This is a genomic window from Bacillus sp. sid0103 (assembly GCF_019219025.1).
The window spans coordinates 311,786-333,653 of the sequence record NZ_JAHUWN010000002.1 but is presented as its reverse complement, the minus strand read 5'-3'; the positions used below and the strand labels follow the sequence as shown (position 1 = coordinate 333,653).

Here is a 21,868-nt window from a genome sequence, read left to right as displayed (position 1 = left end):
AAAGGACCTTCCAAAAATGGAAGGCCCTTGGTTTCTAATTATGAGTCGTAAGCTGCTTGTTAAATTCCCCTGGGGTCACGCCAATGACTTCTTTGAAAACAGTCGTGAAATAATGGACGGTTTCAAATCCGGTTTCGACGGAAATAGATTTGATCGATAAGTCTGTAGTCGATAACAGGATGGTTGCTAGATTAATTCGTTCGTTCCGAACATATTGGGTAAAGGTTACCCCTAATTCCTCCGTAAACAAGCGGGACAGATGCCGGCTAGATATATGGAGATTGTCCGCCACATCTTTTAAGCGAAGTGGCTGGGACAGGTTGTCCCTGATATATAATTTGGCTCGGTGAACAAGTGTGGTTGAGACGGGTTGGTTCTTCAGGTCCTTTGCGGGATCGTTATCTTTCAAAAATTGCTCGGCTAACGATACGATTAAGGAACAGCTCGGCGAAATCAGGGTATCATGGATGTAATTTGTAGAATGCTGGGCCTGCATAAGCAGCACTTTCCACATCAGGGCAATCAATGCTTCGTCTTCGAAGGTAATCAGGAAGGGTTCAACAGTAGACAAACGTTGAAACAATTCCTTTCCTGCCTGGGACGATTCTTCATAAATCGGTTCGAAGGCGACAAATAATATGTACAAATCCTCTTGGCTGATAATTTTGTGTTTTATTTGCGGACGTGATACGAAAAGTGTCCCAGCTGACAAGGGAAATTCTTGTCCGTTTTCTATATAAATTCCTTTGCCGCTAACGATATAGCAGATTTCGAAAAAAGAGTGCTTATGTAGCATATTTGTTTTTAGGGCGGTTTCTCCACCCCAGTAGTGGACATATAAAGATACGTCTGTCCCCTTAATATAAGCGGCTTGCTGGTTTAATAAGGTATTCCCTTTAAGTAATTGACTTTGTGTAAATTCCACGGGCTGTCCCTCATTTCCTCATAGTTTAAGCTGGCTGCCTGAACGTTTTCTCTATATTAATAGTAAAGCGTCGCGGATGTTTGTCAAGGAATGGGTAGAACTTTTGAACAATCTGTGTCTTCATTTTATAAAAATATGACGCATATTCGTAAAGACGATATCTCTAGGTCTGTCTATACTTAGACACAGGAGGATGTGAAATAATTGTACAATCATTATTATCTTGCATTTGATGTAGGCGGATTATTTATTAAAGGAGTGGTCTTAAATGACCGCGGGGAAATATTCCCGAATACCGAGTCTTATTTTCCATCCAAAAGTGGTGCGAATCGGGAGGAAATCCTGACTCATTTTGTTGAGATCATTTGTCGCCAAATTGGAAAAATTATGGACAAGAATGCGGTAATTGAAGGGATTGGTTTTGCTTTCCCTGGTCCATTCGATTATGTAAACGGCGTTTGTTTGATCAGTGGTGTCAATAAATTTGAATCTCTTTACGGAGTGGATTTACGGACAGAGCTGACAGCACGTTTACACCAGCAAAAGGTGTTTGCGGTTCGGGTGTCTCCACAGTTTCGAATTGTCTTTGAAAACAATGTGAATATGTTTGCATTGGGTGAGTGGTTCATTGGTGAAGCGAAGGAATATCAAAGGGTGTTGTACCTCACACTTGGAAATGGCACGGGTTCTGCTTTTATGGAAAATGGAGAGATTATAAAAGACCGTGACGACATTCCTCCGAATGGTTGGGTGTATTGCCTTCCATTCCACGAGTCGATTGTCGATGACTATATGTCAACAAGGGGAATCCTCCGAATTGCCCAGCAATTACATGTTAATCCAAATCTAGGCTTAATAGAAATGGCCAACGCTGCACGAACGGGCAAAGCTGATGAAAAAGAGGTGTTTCGTCGCTTCGGAAGGTTATTAGGAGAAATGCTAGTAATGGTCATGAAACCTTTCCAACCTAATGCATTGGTTATCGGGGGACAAATTGCCAAAAGCCATGAGCTGTTTAAGGATGAACTAGAAAGCGTATTAAAAAATGAAAACGTCATCATTGAATTATCGAACCAAACATCCTACAGCACATTTATTGGGCTTTCAAAGGCAATCCTATTAAAACAAATGGGACAAGATACCATGATCAATATTTAGTTGATTCTTTTAAAAAAAAATAAAATATCACAAGTGACAAGCAGCATTCATCTAGAGTATTTCATAAGTAATCTAGTTATTTACCAATCTAAATACACAGAAATACAAAATGAGAGGATGAAATGAATGAAAAACGCAAAGGTATTTGGAATCTTAGCTTTATTCATGATTTTATCGAGTATGTTATTCGGCTGTTCAAAAGAGAGTGCGTCGAATAATGGGAAAGATCAAGTAGTATTGAAGGTCTGGGGAGATACCGATAATCAGGCTGTACTGGAAGGACCGTTTAAAAAAATTAATGAAGATTTCATGAAGAAACACCCAAACATCAAGCTTGACTACCAATATGCGGGGAACTTTGATTCAATCAACGTTGCGATTCAGTCTGATTCCCTACCTGATTTATTCTGGGTGCAAGGAAACAAGTCAACGAAAATGGCTGAGATGGCGAAAAATGGCTTCTTGCTTCCGTTAGATAAGTTCAAGATGGATATAAGCCGCTTCCCTGAAGAGTCGATCAATTACGCGACAGTGGACGGCAAACTATACAGCTCAATGCCTTCATTCTTGGATTATGCTGTTATTTACTATAATAAAGAGATTTTTGCAAAGTATAAGTTAGATAAACCAAAGAATTGGTCTGATTTCGAAAATATCGTCAAGACATTAGCAGACAATGGTGAAACACCACTTGCTCTTGGAGGTAAAGGTGACTTTGACCGCTACTGGTTCATTCAAGTATTAGGTTCTACCTTATTTGATAATGTGTTAACGCAAATTAAAGAAGGAAAACAAGATATCGATACAAAGGAAATGGTTGATGCGTTCAACGCATACCAAGACTTCGCCAAAAAGGGATACTATGGCAAAAACTTTGAAGCCGTCGATGGTGCAGGTGCCCAGCTTGCATTTACAAATGGTAAAGCTGCGATGACGATTGATGGAACTTGGAACAACAATGTGTATAAGGATATGTCTATGGAAGTTGGCCGCTTTGCGCTTCCGAATAAAGAAGGCATCCGCTACGCTCAAAGTGGACCAAGTAACTTCAATACGTATGCCGTTTCAGCAAAAACGAAACATCCAAAAGAAGCAGCGGAGTATGTTAAATACTTAAATAGTTTAGAATCCCAGCAAGTATTTGAAGACATGAACGGAAATATCCCTGTTTTAGATGATATTAAACCAAAAGATGAAACGGTTGGCGAATTAGCTGCCTTTGATAAGGTTGGGAATAATATTTATCATGTACTATCTAGTGTGGCGAATGAAAAGTCTAAGCCACAGGACTTACTATTATCAGATGTGCTTCCGAAGTTAATGACGTCTAAAATTACGGGCGAAGAAGCTGCACAAATGATAATGGATGAAATCAAAAAAAGTAAATAGTTTAAAGATCGTAAAGGGTCGACTAAGGGGGAACTTCTTAGTCGACAATTTATTTCATCACTATGAATAAAAGAGAGGGGTGGGACAAATGCTTGCCTTTTTTAAGAAAAGACCGTTTATCTTGTTTATAGCACCCGGGTTCCTTTTGTATACAGTATTTGTGATTTATCCGATTTTTGCAGCGGCTAATATCAGTCTGTATCATTGGAACGGAATCGGTCCCAAAACTTTTGTTGGGTTCCAAAACTATGTGGAACTGTTTAGTAATAAAGAATTGTTAGCGCAGTTAATGAATGCGTTAAAGCACAGTCTGATGCTATTCGTCTTAACGGTTATTGTGATTATACCAATTCAAATCTTGATGGCGTATATGATTTATTCAAAAACAAAAGGGTACCAGATTTTCCAAGCGGCCATTTTTTCTCCGCAATTTATATCAACACCTGTCATCATCTTTATCTTTACACTTTTACTAGATTCAAATATTGGGTTGGTGAACAAAGTCCTCGAGGCTGTCGGACTAGGGGAATACGCCAAACCATGGCTGGGGTTACCTAATCTAGGAATCTATATTGTGTGGCTGATGATTTCTTGGGCAGGAATCGGTGTAGGAATGATGTTCTTCGTGGGTGCAATGAAAATGATTGCAACGGACAGTTTAGAAGCGGCATACATTGATGGCGCAGGATTTTGGCGCCGCTTGTTTTACATCATTATTCCGCAAATCAAAGTAACGATTTTGAACCTTGTGCTTATTTCTTATATTTTCGGGATGACAATTTTCGATTTCAGTTATATTCTCGGCGGCATTTCGGGCGGCATAGACGGAAGTGTCGATGTGATGTCACTCTTCTTCTATCGTATGGCGTTTGGAGATTCCAATCCACTTGGCGGCTCGATTAGCGAAAACTCGATGGGAATGGGGACAACCATTGCTTGTGTCTTGTTCTTTATGATTTTCATCTTAGCACTCATTCAAATTCTACTTATGTATCGAAAGGAGGAATCGTAAGTGATAGATCAAAATAAAGGTGCTTCTGTTTCCATTGCCCGCATTATGTTATGGATTTACTCACTGGGTACTGTGTTTATCTTTATCTATATGATCTACAATTCATTACGGTCTCGCTCTGACATCCTTTCCAACACATTAGGTGCTCCCGAATCGTTGTCGCTCGATAATTATGTCCGTTTATTTGTGAATGACGGCTTCCAAAAGTATTTCTTTAACAGTGTGATTGTGTTGGTGTTAACCCTTATTGTGATTACCTTATTATCCTCGATGGTCGCGTATGGGCTCGGACGATACATGTTCAAAGGCAGAAACTTTGTACGAATTTATTTTTTAGTAGGGCTGATGTTTCCTGTCCAACTGGGAATTGTTCCGATTTTCTTGTTAATGAGAGATTTCCATTTGATTGACTCGTTTGCATCCGTTATTCTCATCTTGGGAACAGGCATCTCGATGCCGGTCTTCATGCTGACCGATTTTTTTGCCAAACTGCCAAAGGATATCTATGAGGCAGCTGTGATTGACGGGGCAGGGGAATGGACGATTTTTTATAAGATTATGTTTCCAATGGCCAAGCCTGTTGTCTTTTCGATCTGTATCATCATGTCAGTGCAAATTTGGAACCAGTTCTTCGTACCGCTTATCTTCTTACAAAGCGAAGAAAATAAAACTTTGCCATTAATTGTTGTTAAATATACGAAAAACTTAATCAGTACCATGGATTTGGCACTAGCTGCTTCTGTCATGTCAACGGTACCGATTCTTGTCATCTTCATTCTTTTCTCGAAAAGAATTCTCGATGGCGTAGCCAGCGGCGGCGTGAAAGGCTAATTTTATAAATTGAGAGGAGTCGGCAATATGGCTAAAATAAAAGAAATATTATGTTTGCACCATAGTCATCTGGATATCGGATATACCCATCCACAACCATTACTACTGGAGTTACAAAAGGATTATATCGATCAAGCAATCGAACTCTGTCTCCAAACGGCTGATTATCCTGAAGAGTCCCGCTTTCGCTGGACGTGTGAGGCCACCTATCCTGTGTTGAAGTGGCTGGAAACCGCTTCGGAAGAAAGGGTTGAAACGTTCAAACGGTTGCTTGGGAATGGGCAAATGAGCATCGCAGCGATGATGGTCCATTCCACGCCACTATGCAGTTCTGAACAAATGGCTAGAATGCTCTATCCAATCAAGGAATTACGTGAAAAATTTGGCATTCCTATCAATGTGGCAATTAATCACGACATCAATGGTCAGCCATGGCCAATGAGTCAAATTTTATTGGATGCGGGTGTTGATTTCTATATCACAGGAATCAATGTTCATTTTGGCGGGATTCCGTTTAAACGTCCAGCCGTGTTCCGGTGGGAAACTCCCGATCAACGGGAATTATTAACCTTCCAAGGTGAGCACTATTCGCTGTTCAGTCAATTCTTTCACACCTCGATGTCCAGTACGGATTTAATGGCAGAGGGAATTCAAGCATATGTGAACCGCTTAGAGGAAAATGGCTATGATCAGGACTTTATTTTTCTAACGGCGACGAACCCGCCTTTGTACGATAATAATTGCCCTGACCCAGGTCTGGCCGCGCTTGTTCGGAAGTTTAACGAAGAGGGTCATGAGCAAACGATCCGATTTGTCACTCCTGAAATGCTGCTGGAGCGCGTAAAGGGACTTCGTCTGGAAGATGTACCAGTGTATTCGGGCGATTGGACGGATTATTGGAATTTTGGCTCGGGCAGTTCAGCGCGAGAAACCCGGATCAACCGGAGAACAAAGCAAGGGTTGAAAAAAGCAGAATTACTTGAAACGCTGCAAGGTGATTTTGAAGCACAGTACGAGCAGGTCAAACGTGAGGCGAAACTTCAGGCCGACCTTTATGATGAGCATACCTGGGGTGCCGCAGCTTCAATTACAGACCCAGATCATCCTGAGGTGTATTCTCAGCGAACCCATAAATCCCATATGGCGTACAAAGCGGGGGATTTATCGGCGTATGTGTTAGGAAAGCAGATGGAAGCGGCCGCGGGTAATCCGCTCCAATCCGAAAAGCCGGAAGGTGTTCTGCTCGTGAACACATCAAGTGTGCCGCAGCAGGTGGAAGTAGCGATTCCAGAGGACTATCTGACAGAGGGCCGCCATTTGTCGGCTGCACGAATCAAACAATATCTCCCGTACGGAAAAGATGAAATCAAGGTTCAAACTTTCGGAACGGTGGAACTTGCTCCCTTTTCTTGGAGAAAAATCCCGTTTGAAAAACTGTGGTTGGAAGCATCAGGATTTTCTCAGGAGGCAATGGGCTATTCGGTGACGGAAGAGACAATCGACACGCCATTTTATACGTTAACCTTTAACCCCGTTTCAGGACGGATAAAACAGGTTTTCGATAAAACCCGCAACTGGCCTATGCTGGATGAAACAAGCGAATGGACATTCTTTGAATTTGTGCGAGAAAGCATCGATCCTTTACATCATCCTGAACATCGTTCAACCTTCTTCCCGCGCGACCTTGATAAAGGCAATCAAAGCATCAGTGTCTGGAATCATGACTGGATAAACAAACGTGAAGGTGCAAAGCGGGTGGTTTCATGGAAGATAGAGGAACAACAGGATACCGTTTCGTTTGTGATGCAATTGGAGGCAGCGGGGCTTAGTCGTTTAGAACAAAGAATCACCTTGTCGACGAAACACCCTCGTATTGAGTTGCATGCTTCCCTTGACAAGGAAGACGTGCGCACACCTGAATCGATTTATTTCGCTTTTCCTTTATCAATAAATGCAGGGTGGCGAAGCCATTTTGATTCAGCTGGGATGTTTATTGAGCTGGACCAGGAGCAAATGGGGACGGTTAGCCGCGACTGGGTAACGGTGGATCAAACGGTATCTGTTTATGATGGGGCGAAGGGAGTAACCCTGGCCTGTCCAGATGCACCATTGGTACAAATCGGTGATTTCAACTTCGGAAAAGAAAGCAAGCGTATTGAACGGAAAGAAAATCCGTTATTACTTGCGTGGCCGATGAACAATTATTGGGATACAAACTTCTGGATTAGTCAGCCAGGGCGAGTTCAATTTACATATGAATTGACTCCTTTCAGTGAGTTTAACCCTGTTGACGCCTATGAAGCCGGTGTGACAGCAGCGGGTGCGGTCGAGATGAACGTTGCCGTTGATTGTCCAGCGGAAGAAAGCGGCGAACTCTTTAGTGCTAGTGGTGAAGGCGTTGTCCCACTGTCCATTAAACCGGCAGAAGACGGAAATGGACTTATATTGATGCTGCGAAATCTAAACGAGCATGCGGGCGAATTCCATTTCTCCGTACCTGGAAGATTAGTCGTAGATGCAAAGATTGTTAACATATTAGAAGAAGAAATTGAAGGAATGGCAGTGAGTGTAGCCGACAATCAGATCAACATCCAGCTCCAAAAAGGCGAACTCAAACTCGTGCGGGTCTTATTGGGGTGACATCGTGGTGACATTGTGGTGACATTGTGGTGTCAGGCACCGCTCGTGGACATTTTAGGTGATTTGTCCGTGTAGAAAAGACAGAGGGTGTGCTCTCTGTCTTTTCTTGTAGTTTGATGGGAAATTAGTTGATGTTACCAGGTATCTTAAAACTGATAGATAGCTAGTAAATGGATGGAGATTTATAATTTATGGGTTTAAGGAGGAAAGAGGAATGGAAATGGAAGGAAAAGTGAATCCTGAATTACGGCCAGCTTTTTCAGCTTTGCCAGATTTGAATTTAGATGATCTAGCGGAAATTAGGAGAGTTATGGCGAGAATCGTGGAACAACTACAAACAGCGCCCCATCCTGATGTTGTCGTTTCTGAGCGATATATTTCAGGCCCAGAGGGTGACCCCGACATCAAAGTCCGCATTTACGAACCGAAAGAGAGAGCGGAGCAGAAGTTGCTTCCAGGTTTACTGTTTATTCATGGTGGGGGCTATATTATCGGTGCAGCTGAGAATGAAGATCCTATCTGTTACCGCTTCGTTACGGAAGCAAATTGTGTAATTGTTTCTGTAAATTATCGGCTGGCACCTGAGCACCCGTTTCCTGCAGGACCAGAAGATTGCTATGCAGCGTTAAAGTGGTTTGCCCAAAATGCTGGCAAGTTAGGAGTAGATCCATCTCGTCTTGCTGTTGCTGGCGCTAGTGCTGGAGGAGGACTCACCGCAGCGGTTTCCTTACTGGCTAGAGATCGTCAAGGTCCGCCGATCATCTTTCAAATGCCGCTTTACCCAATGATTGATGATCGTAATGTTACGATGTCCAGCTATCAAATTACGGATAAAAGAGTATGGTGCCGGGATGCAAATATAAAGGCTTGGAAAATGTATTTAGGTGATCAGCAAAAGGAGGATATATCGTCCTACGCAGCACCAACTCGTGCTGTGGACATGTCAGGATTACCGCCTACTTATACTTGCGTTGGCGAACTAGATCCTTTCCGGGATGAAACACTAGACTATGTGACAAGGTTAAGTCAGGCAGGGGTTCCAACTGAGTTTCATTTATACCCTGGCTGTTTCCACGGCTTTGAAAATTTAGTACCGGAGGCAGAAATTAGCCAAAGAGCTACGGACGGATATATCCAAGCCTTAAGACATGCACTTCATAGTACTTGAACGGTAGAAAGGTGTTAGTAAGATCCTAGGAGTACATCTGAGGCGAGCCGAAAGACATTTTTAGTGGGGGTTTGTCTATCGGAAGTGAGCCGAAGGACATTATGCAAGTTTTTCGTTGAGTTTTGTCTATTGGAAGGGTGCCGGTCCATTGGAGATAGCCGAAGGGCCCTCTATTTACGGTTTCCCCCGATGCAGACGCCAAACTATAATACGTTCAACCGTCCTATGATAATTTTGGCCGCTTTTTCCATCATTCCTCTACCTACAAATAGCTAAAAAGCCAGGCGTTTAGCCTGGCTCAGGTCATTTTCTTAAAATACGGTAGTTGCGGCGACCTCATTCTTCCATTCTTCCCCGGTGTTATCATACTCCTTGATCATGGCGATAAACGGTTCGATGAATTGAGGGTCGAATTGTTTTCCAGAGCAGTGGCGTAATTCAGCTATGCCTTCTTGGAAGGTTTTTGTTTTTTGATAAGGCCGCTCTGTTGTCATTGCGTCAAAGGAATCGATCACACAGAGAATTCGAGCCAGTTTTGGGATCGATTTTCCGGCTAACCCATATGGATAGCCGTTTCCATCAAACCGTTCGTGGTGGAGTTCCACGAGAGGAATCAGATCTTCTAATTTTTTATTCGTGGAAATGATGTCCTTACCAAAGGTTACGTGTTTTTTCATCAATTCCCATTCATGAGGTTCGAGCTTGTCTTTTTTATTTAAAATCTCACGCGGAATTTCAATTTTTCCAATGTCATGGACAAGTGCTCCGAGAATCAGCGTTTTTCGTTCATGGACACTTAAGTTCAGCACCCGTGAGAAATCCATCGCATATTGGTAGACACGTTTGCTATGGCGATAGGTATAAACATCCTTAGAGAGGAAGATTTTTAACTGAAACTCTGCTTCCTCCAACTCTTTTTCAAGGGAAAGGGATTGTTGTACGGAGTATTCTGAAAGCCCATTATAAATTTGAACAAGATTTTTCCCTTGGTTTTTGGCAGCATACATGGCTTGGTCTGCTTTGTTGAGAAGTTCAGAAATATTGTAGGTCTCTTTTTCACATTCGGCAATCCCAGATGAAAAGGACAAGCAGCCATAAGGGAGACCTTCGACCCCTTTATAGTAGGTGTCATTTACCTTCTTCCGCAATTCATTCATGAACGAATAAGCGGTCTTGCGGTTAGTATTGGGCATGATGATCGAAAACTCTTCGCCGCCATAGCGGGCAACGATATAGTTTGCCGCATCAGAACTGGTTTTCAACAGGGCACCAAATTCTTGAAGGAGATGGTCCCCTTGAATATGACCGTAGAGATCGTTGTATTTTTTAAAATCATCGATGTCGAGGATGACCACACATAATGACTGATCATTTTCTTTTGCGGCCGTTACTTCTTTTTCCAAGATTTCTTTGAAGTACCCGTGGTTGTTAAGGCCAGTCAGGAAATCTTTGTTAGCCTTTTCAGAAATCTCTTTATACAAGTTAAAATGCTGTTTAAATGCTAAAGACAATAAAAAGGCAATAATGGTGAAAAGAGAAAGACCCAATGTTTCTTCCTTCTTCATTAAAATGACAAGTACTAATGAAAGCATAAGTGTACTAAAATAAGTGGCAATGGTCTCTTTTATAATATCCTTAAAGACATTGACTAAGCTTTCTGCCTCAGCAAGAATAAAATAGATTCCAATAAGAAGTACATTTATTGCAAAATAGATGCTTAACGATAATAAATAGGGTATCAAGTTATTTATGTGGATGCTTCCAATTCCACCACCTGTAAGGGTGAAAACATAATAGGCACCAATATTCATTAAAGAATAGATAGAGAAATTAAAAACATGTTTCCACCAAACAGTTTTCCGTTGAGTAAAGGCAAATAGAATGGAATTTAGTAGTAACACATCTAAAGTTAAGTTTAGTCCAAATAAAAAAAGACTTGCCAGGAATATTGAAGAATCCATAGAAAGCGAATTACCCTTTGGAGGAAGTAATATAGGATAATGGTTCAATAGTAAAATTGATCCGGCTAAAGCAAAAATGATTAACCATTTATACATAGAATGATGAGGGAAGTCATTAAAAGCAAAAAAGGTTAACAAACCTAATGTGGACACTAGAAAAAAGTACTTATTTGTTGTTGTCTCTAATAAACTCATTTAAATCACTCTCATATATAAGATATAGGAGAAGTAACGGATTACTTCCCCCATTATTATACTCTTAAACTAGTCTAAAACCAGAAGTTAAAGCAATAATGATAGAACCAATAATAATTGCATTGTAAAGAATTCCAGTTAATTTAATACCCTGTTTTTGTTCCTTTTTCATCTTTTTCACCTCCTTTAAGTAGTGGAGGTGCCGTAACTACATTTTTGGTGAGTGGATGATGAACCATTAAATATTGAATGAAAAAGAAGATTCCGATATTCATAATGATATCGCCGATACTAATAATTTGTGTTCGTGGATAAGGGTCTGAGATGGGAATAACATCTCCCAAAAATCCTAGATGCGTTGAAGAATTAAGCATGGTGTGTTTAGCGTACAAGCTATCTTTGAGGGCTTCGATGTAACCTGGATCCAAAACGGCAGCAGCCTCTACTGATACCGGCATTCGTCCACCGTTAATGACCATCACTAAAAAATTCAGAAATACTCCAATTAAAATCAGCATAAATCCTTGGTTTTTGCTGTTCATAAATAAAAATAGCAGTCCGAGTACATAAACCACGATGTAGATAGACCCGCTGATTTGTCCAAGAATCTTGCTATCGTTTTGGAGCATAAAAACGGCTAATTCAACAATTAATAGAAGAGGAAAGATCCATCCCCATTTAAGCTTTAGCTGTGCTAGTGCTCGTAAGTTTCCTTTTCGAAGAAACCCTACTATAAACGAAATGATAATGCCGTCAAATACCATAGTTGCTACCCACCTATGCTAGAATATATGAAATTTTCAAAAATTCTACGAAGGAAAAATATTCCCACAATAATATAATCAAAGAATTTCGTCGAATGCAAGGGAATATTCTTTTGATTTTTGTATAATTTGTGTATTTTGGAGTAGTGCTCTTTTCCTACAACAAAAAAGCATTTCTCCTTTTTGAAGAAATGCCTGGTTTTTTTAAACAACTCGAGGATGATTTGTCTATTGAAATTTCTCATATAACTTGATTGTACCATCTTAGTTGTGCATTATTTTGCGAAAAAAATTAATTTGATGAATTAGCCCAATATATGTTCTAGTGAAAGCCTCTGATTTTGTAGAAATATAGGATATTTCCTGCGGAATATTTTCGCGTATATCGACTATTTCCTACTCCGCTTAGGAAGAGAAATCATTTTAAATCATTACTTTCAGGTGTTTTAATCGGGAATCGTGTGGGAAATAGGCGATGTTTGTCAGTTTAGCGAATATTGAAATGCAACTATCCCTAAACAAAATAAAAACCAATTCGTTATTCGAACTGGTCTAAGTTATAAAAATTCCCTTTTCATAATGTCATCGAACTTTTTTTGGATCTGGTTGACTTTGTTAATGTCGAGATGGTTTTCATCCATTTCTTCCATGTTCCATAAATTTATATCATGCTTTAATTCTGTTAGGCGGTGAAGAGTAATCGTCTGCTGCTTTATCAGTTTCGAATCAGCAATAATTCCCTCATAGGCAATCAAGGCCGGAATAATCGCACTGCATAATGCTATTAAAATATTGGACATTGGTTCAGTCAAGCCGATGTAAGTGAGATTGGTACTAGATAAGAATGTGATAAAAAATGAAAAGATAACCGTAAGAATTTTTAGCTTCTTAGCCTTCACTTTAATTTTTCTTATGTTATTAGTGTAACAAATTATTTTTTCCTCTATATCACTTCTAACATCATCAAGGTGTTCAGTTTTCACATAATCCCTCCATACCTTGTCTTAATATAATAAGATATGTCGGTTGATTAAAATGAGTGAAGAGCAGGCAGTAGACTTTTCTATATTTGAATTCAGCTAACTCTCAGCGAACCAGATATTCCTCCGACTCAATCCTTTTCCGAGAGTAATCTTTCATATATTGAAATCCAAGCAGAAGTAATGATCGAATGAAATTGATTCCTAAGTATTGAAATTTTGTTAATTTTTTTAAGGCAAGGATTCTGAAAAAATTTTTGAGTTTTTCATTAAAACACCTCTTATAGTGACATAGTGTGCATTTTTATACACAATTGCCGCCATCGCTGGAGGATTGAAAGGAATACAAGTAGGCTTTAGTAACCTGCTTAACGAGTATAAAAGATTGTGATCAGTTGGAAGGGTAGCTGAAGTTCTTCATGAAAGAATAGAGGTAAGGGCTTCTAAATTACCGTAAAGAGTGAAAATCAGAGGGTCCGGTCATTAAGAAAGGTTTTAAGTGACCGTGAAGGAGAAAAAAGGAAGAGAACGGTAACATAAAGAGGTTTTAAGTGACAGTAAAGAAGAAAAAAGATAGAGTACGGTAACATGGAGAGGTTCTAAGTGACCGTGAAGGAGAAAAAAGGAAGAGAACGGTAACATAAAGAGGTTTTAAGTGACCGTAAAGAAGAAAAAAGATAGAGTACGGTAACATGGAGAGGTTCTAAGTGATCGTGAAGGCGAAAAAAGATAGAGTACGGTAACATAGAGAGGTTCTAAGTGACCGTGAAGGAGAAAAAAGGAAGAGTACGGTAACATAGAGAGGTTCTAAGTGACCGTGAAGGCGAAAAAAGATAGAGCACGGTAACAAAGAGAGGTTCTAAGTGACCGTGAAGGCGAAAAAAGATAGAGCACGGTAACATAAAGAGGTTCTAAGCGACCGTGAAGGCGAAAAAAGATAGAGTACGGTAACAAAGAGAGGTTCTAAATGACCATGAAGGCGAAAAAAGATAGAGCACGGTAACAAAGAGAGGTTCTAAGTGACCGTGAAGGCGAAAAAAGATAGAGCACGGTAACAAAGAGAGGTTCTAAGTGACCGTGAAGGCGAAAAAAGATAGAGTACGGTAACAAAGAGAGGTTCTAAATGACCGTGAAGGAGAAAAAAGATAGAGCACGGTAACATAGAGAGTTTCTAAGTGACCGTGAAGGCGAAAAAAGATAGAGTACGGTAACATAAAGAAGTTCAAAACCCCCGTAGAGGGTGACAACCAGAAAGTCCGGTCGTTTATAGACACCAACCCTCATAATAATAATAAAAGGCATCCTCCCCAAAAGGTAGGATGCCTTCTCTTCTCTATATTACCTTAACCCATAAGCCTTAATAACTTCCTGACTAATGCTGTTGCCTGCATCATCCCAAGCGTTGGCGCGGAGGGAGACGTAGCTTCCAGGGGTCTTTGGATGGGTAATGTCAGCTGTCCAGCCATTGCCATCACGAACCAACTCTACCTTTTTCCAAGACTTGCCTTCGTCAAATGAAACTTCTAACGAAGCACCGTCCACTTTGCCATTATCTGGTGAGCTAGCAATCTGAGCAACACTCAAGCCGAGTTTAATGGTGCGGCCGGCACTGGCATTACCGTTCATGTCCGTACCCACTTTATAATCGAGCGAGAGCAGCGGTAATTCTGTCTTCCATTCTTCGTGCTGTTTAGACCAGAAAGTCCACTCGGTATGGGTTCTGACTGAGGTATACCAGCGTTCCGGATCGCGAGTAACATCACTGACTAATCGGTACTGAGTTTTTTCAGTTGGGTGCTGAATAAAAGAGTAAAGCGCCTGTCCTTTTGCTTCCTTTACAAGAGTATTGCCTTGATAAAATTTAAGAGTTTGCGGCCCTGGGTAATTCGTGTCTGCACCCGTGTGCCCAATTCCTGAATCAGCAAAGGCAGGAATATTGAAAGTAAAGTTGTTGCCTGAACGATATGGTCCCCAGAAACCGGCACCTAAGCGAGGGCGAACGACTGGTGCAAACCATTCTTCATCTAATTGCTGCCCAGGCTTGTATTTAGCTAAAGGCTGACGTACTTCCCATTCAGCGTCAAGCACGCTTGCCTGATGGTACCAGGATGTGCCCTCCTGAGCAGATACCCATTCGGTTCGAACCGATGGTAGTGATAGAGTCATCGGGTAGCCTACTCCATTTGGGCGGTATGCCGGGATATCCCAGCGGAACTCCCCACCTGGTGCCTCGCGGTCTGATTTATACTGCGTATTGATTTTTACAAGATCCTTTGGTTTAGGTGCATAGGTTACGTCTTCTGGAATTGCATTATGATGGTTATCGACCAGATCATAGACGAATTCACTGTCAGGATTCCCCTTGACGTTCAGTTTTACTTTTCCAGAACGAGCAGCTTTAATCAGCTCTGCGCCATCTGTTCCGCTAATCGCCGCAACCGCGATTGGAACATTTTCATACTCTTCCGTTCCAGACCATTCACTCAATTCTTGTGGTCCATCATTTACGGTGATCAACATTTTCGCGCCGGCTGCTGTCGCGGCTGTAGCACGTTGCGGGCCTGAAACTTCATCACTGCGTTCCACAATCACTGCTTTATCCTTTACATCCAGACCCGTGTAATCTTCTGGTGCACCTTTGCCAGCATAAACAGCATCTAACGTATAATGCCCTTTAAGGAGCGTACTTCCCGCCTGAGGGATATCATCCAAAACTTGGCCTCGGAAGTTAACCGTCAATACTGGTTCGGTTAAGCGCCAGCGTGTATTCATCGTGAATTCTCCATCTTTTACTGCTTTTGTTGGAGCAGCGTACATTTTATCGATCCACACCGGCATGAGGTAGATGTCATTGACCGGGTTTCCGTCAATCGTGCGGTAATATTCCATTTTTCTAAAATTAGCTTCATTCTCGTTTGGCACTTTCGCTGTGATTTCATTCGCCTTCCGGGCATCAAGCTCCACGGTTTGATCGCCATTAAGGTTCACTTCAGGATCACCGACCAGTGCAACTCCGGCGTGGTCAGTATCCGCGTCAACATCCATCAATGACATAACGGAATAGGTGCCTGGTTTTAGGCGTAATTCCTTTGTACCGTCGACCGCGATAAATTGCGGATCGCCATCTTTACCAAGGACGTTAATGTAAGCTAGGGCAGGGGACCCGTCACGGTCAATTGCATTGATGGTAAGTGAATACTTTTCATCTTCTTTAATCATCCCTAACGCTGTATGGGCAACCGTTTTGCCATCTACATTTGCAGAAACCTGCCCTTGATAACGGGCACCAAGAGCGCCATGCTGCGGGTCAAGTGTAACGGTTACATTGGTACTTCCATTTGCTGGAACGGTCACTTTGTCTGATGAAAGCTTCAGTAATCCAGCAGGGGCATCTGAACCACTGCCATCTGTAAAGGCTGTTGACAGATCCAATGTCACTTCCTTGTCGCTGTCGTTCGTGTAGGTGATTGTCTTCGTAACTGGAACATCGCCCTCATGAGGCCAGTCATAGAAGCCAAAATCCAATGAACCTGTTGCTCGCACCGTACCCAATGTGGCAGCTGCGACGTCAAGGCGTCCAGTTCCACCCTCAAATGGCTTAATATCGTCCAATTTCTTGGTCGTACTCATCAGGGCATCTTTCAACTGAGCCCCGGTCCAATCCGGATGGCGCTGAGAGAGAATCGCTGCTGCTCCAGCAACATGCGGTGTAGCCATAGAGGTACCATCAAGACTGATGTAAGAACCGCTTCCTTTATTAGCTAGATGGGAGCGTGCCGCCATAATTCCCACTCCAGGAGCGGTCAGGTCTGGTTTTAAACCTGAACTTCCATAACGAGGTCCCCTGGAGGAGAACCAAGCAAGATTGTCTGACTTGTCAACGGCTCCGACGGTAAGGGCAGAATCGGCAGAACCCGGTGAACCAATCCCTTCTGCACCAGTGTTGCCCGCTGCGATTACAAACAAAGAACCCGTCTCTTCACTAAGGTTGTTCACTGCTTGAGCCATCGGGTCTGTTCCGTCACTTGACTCTGAACTGCCAAGGCTCATACTGACAATTTTGGCCTTGTGAGCGGCCCACTCCATTCCTTCAATAATCCAAGATTCTAGACCGGAACCGGCATCACTCAACACTTTTCCTACTAAAAGGTCTGCACCTGGTGCGACCCCTTTGTACTTTCCTCCGGATGCTGCTCCTGTTCCAAGGACTGTAGATGCAACATGTGTACCATGGACATTGCGGTCGAGCGCATCTTCACCAGGAACAAAACTCACAGCTTCTTCCAACTGACCCGCAACATCCGGATGCTCAGTATCGATACCAGTATCAAGTACAGCTACCTTGACGCCTTTTCCATCATAACCCGCATTCCAAGCGGTAGGTGCTCCAATCTGTGGAACACTTTGTTCAAGAGTCCCTTCGACACGGCCGTCAAGCCAAATTTTCTCCATTCCTGGGGTCAACATAGTCCTTGTGGTCTTGGACTGCTGACCTTGCGTAATGTCCTTCCAGAACTTTTTCGCTTCTTTCTTATCAGTTGAAAGAGCAACCCCATTAATACTCTCAAGCTCTTGCGTTTTCTTGGCCCCTTTTGGAACAGGCTTGGCTGCAGATGAGCGACCTTTTGCCTCTGCATATTGAACGATAACAGGCAAGGTTGTCTGGTTGGCATCATCATATCCGTCTGAAATGAGGGACGTGACATTAAACAAGTCCTTATCTAAAAAGCCGGAAGCTAAATAGGGCATCGCTTGATCGGGGATTACATAGGTACCCTTTGCTAGCGTTAGGATCCGTGCTCCGCTATGTGCTGGATCAGCTGGTTCAACACTGATAACGCTTTGTCCATCAGCTAGCTCTGTTACAGTGACAACATCGCCGGTGATTAGCGTGATCACATGCTTGTCCTTACTTGCTTTCACATTCATGGCCTGTACATCTGCAGTTGCTTGACCGTTTGGCGTATGTAAAAGACTCTTGGTCGAGTCATCGGCAAACGCTTGTAGCGTTGGAACGGCGATAAGTGCCGTGGTCAACATGGCCGCAAAATATTTCTTATACGTTGGCTTCCCCATTTTTCACATTCTCCTCTTCTAAAAATTGTAAGTGTTGTTTTTGTGTGTTGAGTTAACTAGAATTGGTTTCCCTCCTTAAAATTGGTGTTGGTTATACAAAGTTCTTCCTAGTTAAAAAGTATAGAGTGGATTTGCGAGACTGTTTATCGGGAAAATTCCTAGTTTAAAAGAGGGAAGGAAACGGGACTATCGATGCTTTTTTGAAGAAAAAAGGGGAACTTTCTGCAACAAATATTACCAATCAACTTGGGACAATTTGATAGAATCGACAAATAAGGACAACTGCCGCGGGCAATTGTCCTCTCAATCTATTACTATTATCGTACTTTAGCCTTACTTAAATCAACGGGCGAACCAATATTGAAAAGATGATTCTTCAGGTGTTGGTTGGCGATCTGAAGATAGTGGTTGGCCGAAGCGAGATCCTGTTTTTCTTCATAATAATCAGCAATGAGCTGTAGATATTTATTTCCTCGTTCAGTGGACAGATGATTTTCAATAATCGACAGGCCCTGGTTGATTAAATAGGTAATCAGCGCTTTCTGCGAACCAGCTGCCTCTAGGTAAAGGATTTTCAACTCGATATAGCGTGGAGATTTATGATCTTGAATTGAATCTAATCCCTCTTTTAACATTTTCATGGCTTTTTCATTCTGGCCATCAGCAATCAGCGCCTCTGCCATAGAGGAAATCGTAATATAGTAAGAGGGCGAATCTTTTTCTTTGATTTGAAGAGCCTGAGAATAATAGTCTATCGATTCTTCCATCTTTCCTTGTCTGTAGTACAAAAAACCGAGATTATGTAAGGATAATTCCTTGGTCTCTGAATCCTGCAGGATGTCCGCATCATTTAAAATTTGGTCGAGGATTTCTTTCCCTTTTTCAAATTCTCCGATATAGATGAAATTAACGGCTAGAATCAATTTGACATAGACAATCCTTAAAAAGTTGTTGGTATTCTGAAAAACTCGTAATGCTTTATAGGCATAATGGATCGATAACGAATAGTGGCACAAATGTCCGTGCAAGGCCGACCGAAAATAATAGTACTCCGTAATCTTGGTTTCATATTGCTCCGCCTGTTCTTCGACACGAGACAGATAGAGGAGGGCTTGAGGGAATTGTTCCACTTTCCCATAATAGATGCCCTGAAGAAGATTCCACACATACTCCTCAAAGGGAGAAAATTTCGAGACATACCGATGAATACCTGTGGAGGACTTTTCATAGGCTGAAAAATCATGCAACAGCAGGTAGTAGCGCAGCATATATAATTCATACAAATAAAGCATGTCCGTACAATGAATATATTCTTTTTCTTGCTGTAATTCTTTAAATAAAATAGTGGCTTTCTCTTGGTGCATCCTTTCCATCGTCTCGTAAAACAAATCCAGCTTCTGCCGTAATAGTTGGCTCTTCTTGCTTTCCTCTTCAAGTGAAATCTGCAATCGATCACATAACATCTGCAGTGTTTTCGGATTGGCTTCTTTTACATTGTTTTCAATTTTACTTAAGTGTGTCACCGAGCAAATGCCATGGCAAAGCTGCTCCTGCGTCTTGTTCTGCTTCCGCCGATGATAATAAATCACTTTCCCAATGGACATAAAACCAACCTACCCTCCTATAATTGAAATCTCGCTTACTGAAAATTACTTCTCATTTTATTATATATGTCATTGTGCTTATTGAAATAGGATAAGAGATGCGAAATGACCGAGAAGTAGGAGGGATGGTGGCCTATGTGACCTTAAAGGTGGAAAAAAGGGGTTAACGGTCACATAGAGGGGTTTTATGTGACCATGATGGTGGAAGAAGAGGAAGTACGGTAACATAGAGGGGTTTTATGTGACCGTGATGGTGGAAAAAGAAGAAGTAGGGTAACATAGAGGGGTTTTATGTGACCATGATGGTGGAAAAAGAGGAAGTACGGTAACAAAGAGGAGCTTTAAGTTACCTTGGAGGAGGAAAAAGAGAGAGTAGGGTAACAAAGAAGGGGTTTATGTTACCGTGCAGGCAGAAAAATAGAGAGTCGGTAACATAGAAGTGACCATAAGAGGGTGGATTTTATCTAATCCGTGAAAAAAGGAGAAGCCTAAAAACGCAGCGAATTAATTAGGTATTCTATATTAGTGAGGTCAGGATATGCCAACACCAAAACATATTGTTTCAGCTGCAACAATCGTACTTAATGAGCAAGGGGAAATATTATTAATTAAGGGTCCACGAAGAGGATGGGAAATGCCTGGCGGGCAAGTGGAAGAAGGAGAATCGTTGAAGGAGGCAGCCATCAGGGAAACAAAAGAAGAAAGCGGAATAGATATTGAAGTGATAAAGTTTTGTGGGGTGTATCAAAATGTAAGCGAATCAATCTGTAACACCTTATTTTTGGGAAGCCCGATCGGAGGAGAGTTAACAACCTCCTCAGAAAGTTTGGAAGTTGGTTTCTTTCCTATTGAAGAGGCGTTGGAAATGGTCACTTGGAATAATTTCAGGCAAAGAATCGAGTATTGTTTAAATGAAAAAATTCATCCTTTTTATGTTGAATTTTGAAAGTTAAGATTTGAAAGATATTATAACTAAATTTTAGAGAATGACATTTTCTAAAAACACCGCCCATCGTGCAAATGGGGCGGTGTTTTGGTGTAGGGTGGATTTTTTCTCAGGTTTACTTTTTTTCTACAATAGCAAAATAATTTCCTTCATCGTCGGCGAAGTTAAATACTCTGCCTTCAGGTACATTGACCATTTCTCCGACGGTTATATTTTTGTCCGAAAAGTCCTTGTACATTTGATCGAGGTCTTTTGTGAAAAATAATAAGGAAGGGGTGCCTAGATTGACTTCAGGCGAGAACTGCTCCACTAATTCCTTGTTGTATGTAAATCTACGAAGAACTAATGAAAAATACCAACTTGAGTAAAGTTCATCGATCCACTTTTAATGGGAATACTAAAATAAGCATTAGTAAAAGTAAAAATAGTAAGGAAGGATAAAGATGCCAAGAAAAGCTCCACTTATTACGGCAGTGCCAGATCAGGAAGAAGCGGATGTTCTTTTGCAAAATGACCAGAAACAAGCAGATGAAATCGATAACCTTACTCGCATGTTAGGAGCTGTATTGAATTACATATCAGATGATGAATTAGAAGAGTTAGATATCGAATCCCTCTTAGATGATACGGAAGGTCTTCGAGAATGGTGGGATCGATATCGAGAAAGCAACAGAAAACAAATTGAGGAAGAAATTAAAAAATCTCTAGGTGAACTCTCTTTGAAAGAACTTGAAAAAATCCGTGAAAAGATCAAAGACAAGCAGAATTAACAGTAATCTTATTACTGTGGTCGCAACTCATCTTTTGCATTCCTTTTACACGTTTAAAAAGACGTACGTTACACCGAGAAACAAAATAGTCGCTCAAGAACCATCAGATTTCATTCTGAGGAGTTATTTCGACTGCGAAAAAGTGAACACAATCATCTTTCTCTGGTTATGGATTGACTGGATTAAGAACCAGTGAGGACAGTTCAGCAACTAATGGAGTGCTTGAACTGAATTAGTCTACCGATAAAAATAAAGCCTTCTCATTTTAAAAATAAGAAGGGCCTGTAATGTTACAGCCTGATCCTCCGCTTTCAAGAAATAGATGTTGTTCAACTACTGGGTAGTTATGATTGTAAAATTTCTTCTACCTAAAACAAAATTAAACCAAACAACATATACTAACAATATGTGGTACACCATAAAGAAGACCGTGACTCGAAAGACACGGT

At 41.4% G+C, this 21,868-nt stretch carries 14 protein-coding genes and 1 pseudogene; 8 read left to right on the top strand and 7 right to left on the bottom strand.

The annotated features are described in order from the left end of the window. Window positions 1-34: 34 nt before the first annotated feature. Complete coding sequence (locus KW850_RS33990) at window positions 35-925, bottom strand: AraC family transcriptional regulator (protein WP_218346212.1); 891 nt, start codon at window positions 923-925, stop codon at window positions 35-37. Window positions 926-1,129: 204 nt separating this feature from the next. Here KW850_RS33990 and KW850_RS03665 point away from each other — a divergent pair, with 204 nt between their 5' ends. From KW850_RS03665 to KW850_RS03640, 6 genes are all read left to right on the top strand, one after another. After that, window positions 1,130-2,083: an ROK family protein gene (locus KW850_RS03665; protein ID WP_218346211.1), complete on the top strand. Its 954-nt coding sequence runs from the start codon at window positions 1,130-1,132 to the stop codon at window positions 2,081-2,083. 126 nt (window positions 2,084-2,209) lie between these two features. After that, on the top strand, window positions 2,210-3,472 hold the full coding sequence (locus KW850_RS03660) for an ABC transporter substrate-binding protein (protein ID WP_218346210.1): 1,263 nt from the start codon (window positions 2,210-2,212) through the stop codon (window positions 3,470-3,472). 88 nt (window positions 3,473-3,560) lie between these two features. After that, complete coding sequence (locus tag KW850_RS03655) at window positions 3,561-4,484, top strand: carbohydrate ABC transporter permease (protein ID WP_218346209.1); 924 nt, start codon at window positions 3,561-3,563, stop codon at window positions 4,482-4,484. After that, window positions 4,485-5,315, top strand: a complete 831-nt coding sequence (locus tag KW850_RS03650; protein WP_218346208.1) for a carbohydrate ABC transporter permease — start codon at window positions 4,485-4,487, stop codon at window positions 5,313-5,315. It abuts the gene before it with no gap. A gap of 27 nt (window positions 5,316-5,342) precedes the next feature. Further along, complete coding sequence (locus KW850_RS03645) at window positions 5,343-7,955, top strand: glycoside hydrolase family 38 N-terminal domain-containing protein (RefSeq protein ID WP_218346207.1); 2,613 nt, start codon at window positions 5,343-5,345, stop codon at window positions 7,953-7,955. Between the two features lie 214 nt (window positions 7,956-8,169). Continuing rightward, on the top strand, window positions 8,170-9,123 hold the full coding sequence (locus KW850_RS03640; RefSeq protein ID WP_218346206.1) for an alpha/beta hydrolase: 954 nt from the start codon (window positions 8,170-8,172) through the stop codon (window positions 9,121-9,123). A gap of 311 nt (window positions 9,124-9,434) precedes the next feature. Here KW850_RS03640 and KW850_RS03635 read toward each other — a convergent pair whose 3' ends face one another. The 5 genes from KW850_RS03635 to KW850_RS03615 all read right to left on the bottom strand — a co-directional run bounded on the left by KW850_RS03635 (window position 9,435) and on the right by KW850_RS03615 (window position 19,703). Continuing rightward, entirely contained in the window at window positions 9,435-11,279 is a 1,845-nt protein-coding gene (locus KW850_RS03635; RefSeq protein WP_218346205.1) for a bifunctional diguanylate cyclase/phosphohydrolase, read from the bottom strand. Window positions 11,280-11,422: 143 nt separating this feature from the next. Continuing rightward, a complete protein-coding gene (locus KW850_RS03630) occupies window positions 11,423-12,043 on the bottom strand; it encodes a DUF5317 domain-containing protein (protein ID WP_218346204.1) in 621 nt (206 codons plus the stop codon). Between the two features lie 557 nt (window positions 12,044-12,600). Then, entirely contained in the window at window positions 12,601-13,026 is a 426-nt protein-coding gene (locus KW850_RS03625; protein ID WP_218346203.1) for a hypothetical protein, read from the bottom strand. A gap of 1,335 nt (window positions 13,027-14,361) precedes the next feature. After that, window positions 14,362-18,099, bottom strand: coding sequence for a S8 family serine peptidase (locus KW850_RS03620; RefSeq protein WP_218346202.1), 3,738 nt, complete (start codon window positions 18,097-18,099; stop codon window positions 14,362-14,364). A 317-nt stretch (window positions 18,100-18,416) separates the two neighbouring features. Beyond that, window positions 18,417-19,703: a helix-turn-helix domain-containing protein gene (locus KW850_RS03615; RefSeq protein ID WP_218346201.1), complete on the bottom strand. Its 1,287-nt coding sequence runs from the start codon at window positions 19,701-19,703 to the stop codon at window positions 18,417-18,419. 538 nt (window positions 19,704-20,241) lie between these two features. Here KW850_RS03615 and KW850_RS03610 point away from each other — a divergent pair. Beyond that, window positions 20,242-20,649, top strand: a complete 408-nt coding sequence (locus KW850_RS03610; RefSeq protein ID WP_218346200.1) for an NUDIX hydrolase — start codon at window positions 20,242-20,244, stop codon at window positions 20,647-20,649. A 115-nt stretch (window positions 20,650-20,764) separates the two neighbouring features. On the opposite strand, the pseudogene KW850_RS03605 reads toward KW850_RS03610, so the two are convergent. Next, window positions 20,765-20,974, bottom strand: a pseudogene (locus KW850_RS03605) (VOC family protein); the annotation flags it as partial. Window positions 20,975-21,092: 118 nt separating this feature from the next. Here KW850_RS03605 and KW850_RS03600 point away from each other — a divergent pair. After that, entirely contained in the window at window positions 21,093-21,419 is a 327-nt protein-coding gene (locus KW850_RS03600) for a hypothetical protein (protein WP_218346198.1), read from the top strand. The last annotated feature ends 449 nt before the right edge of the window (window positions 21,420-21,868 follow it).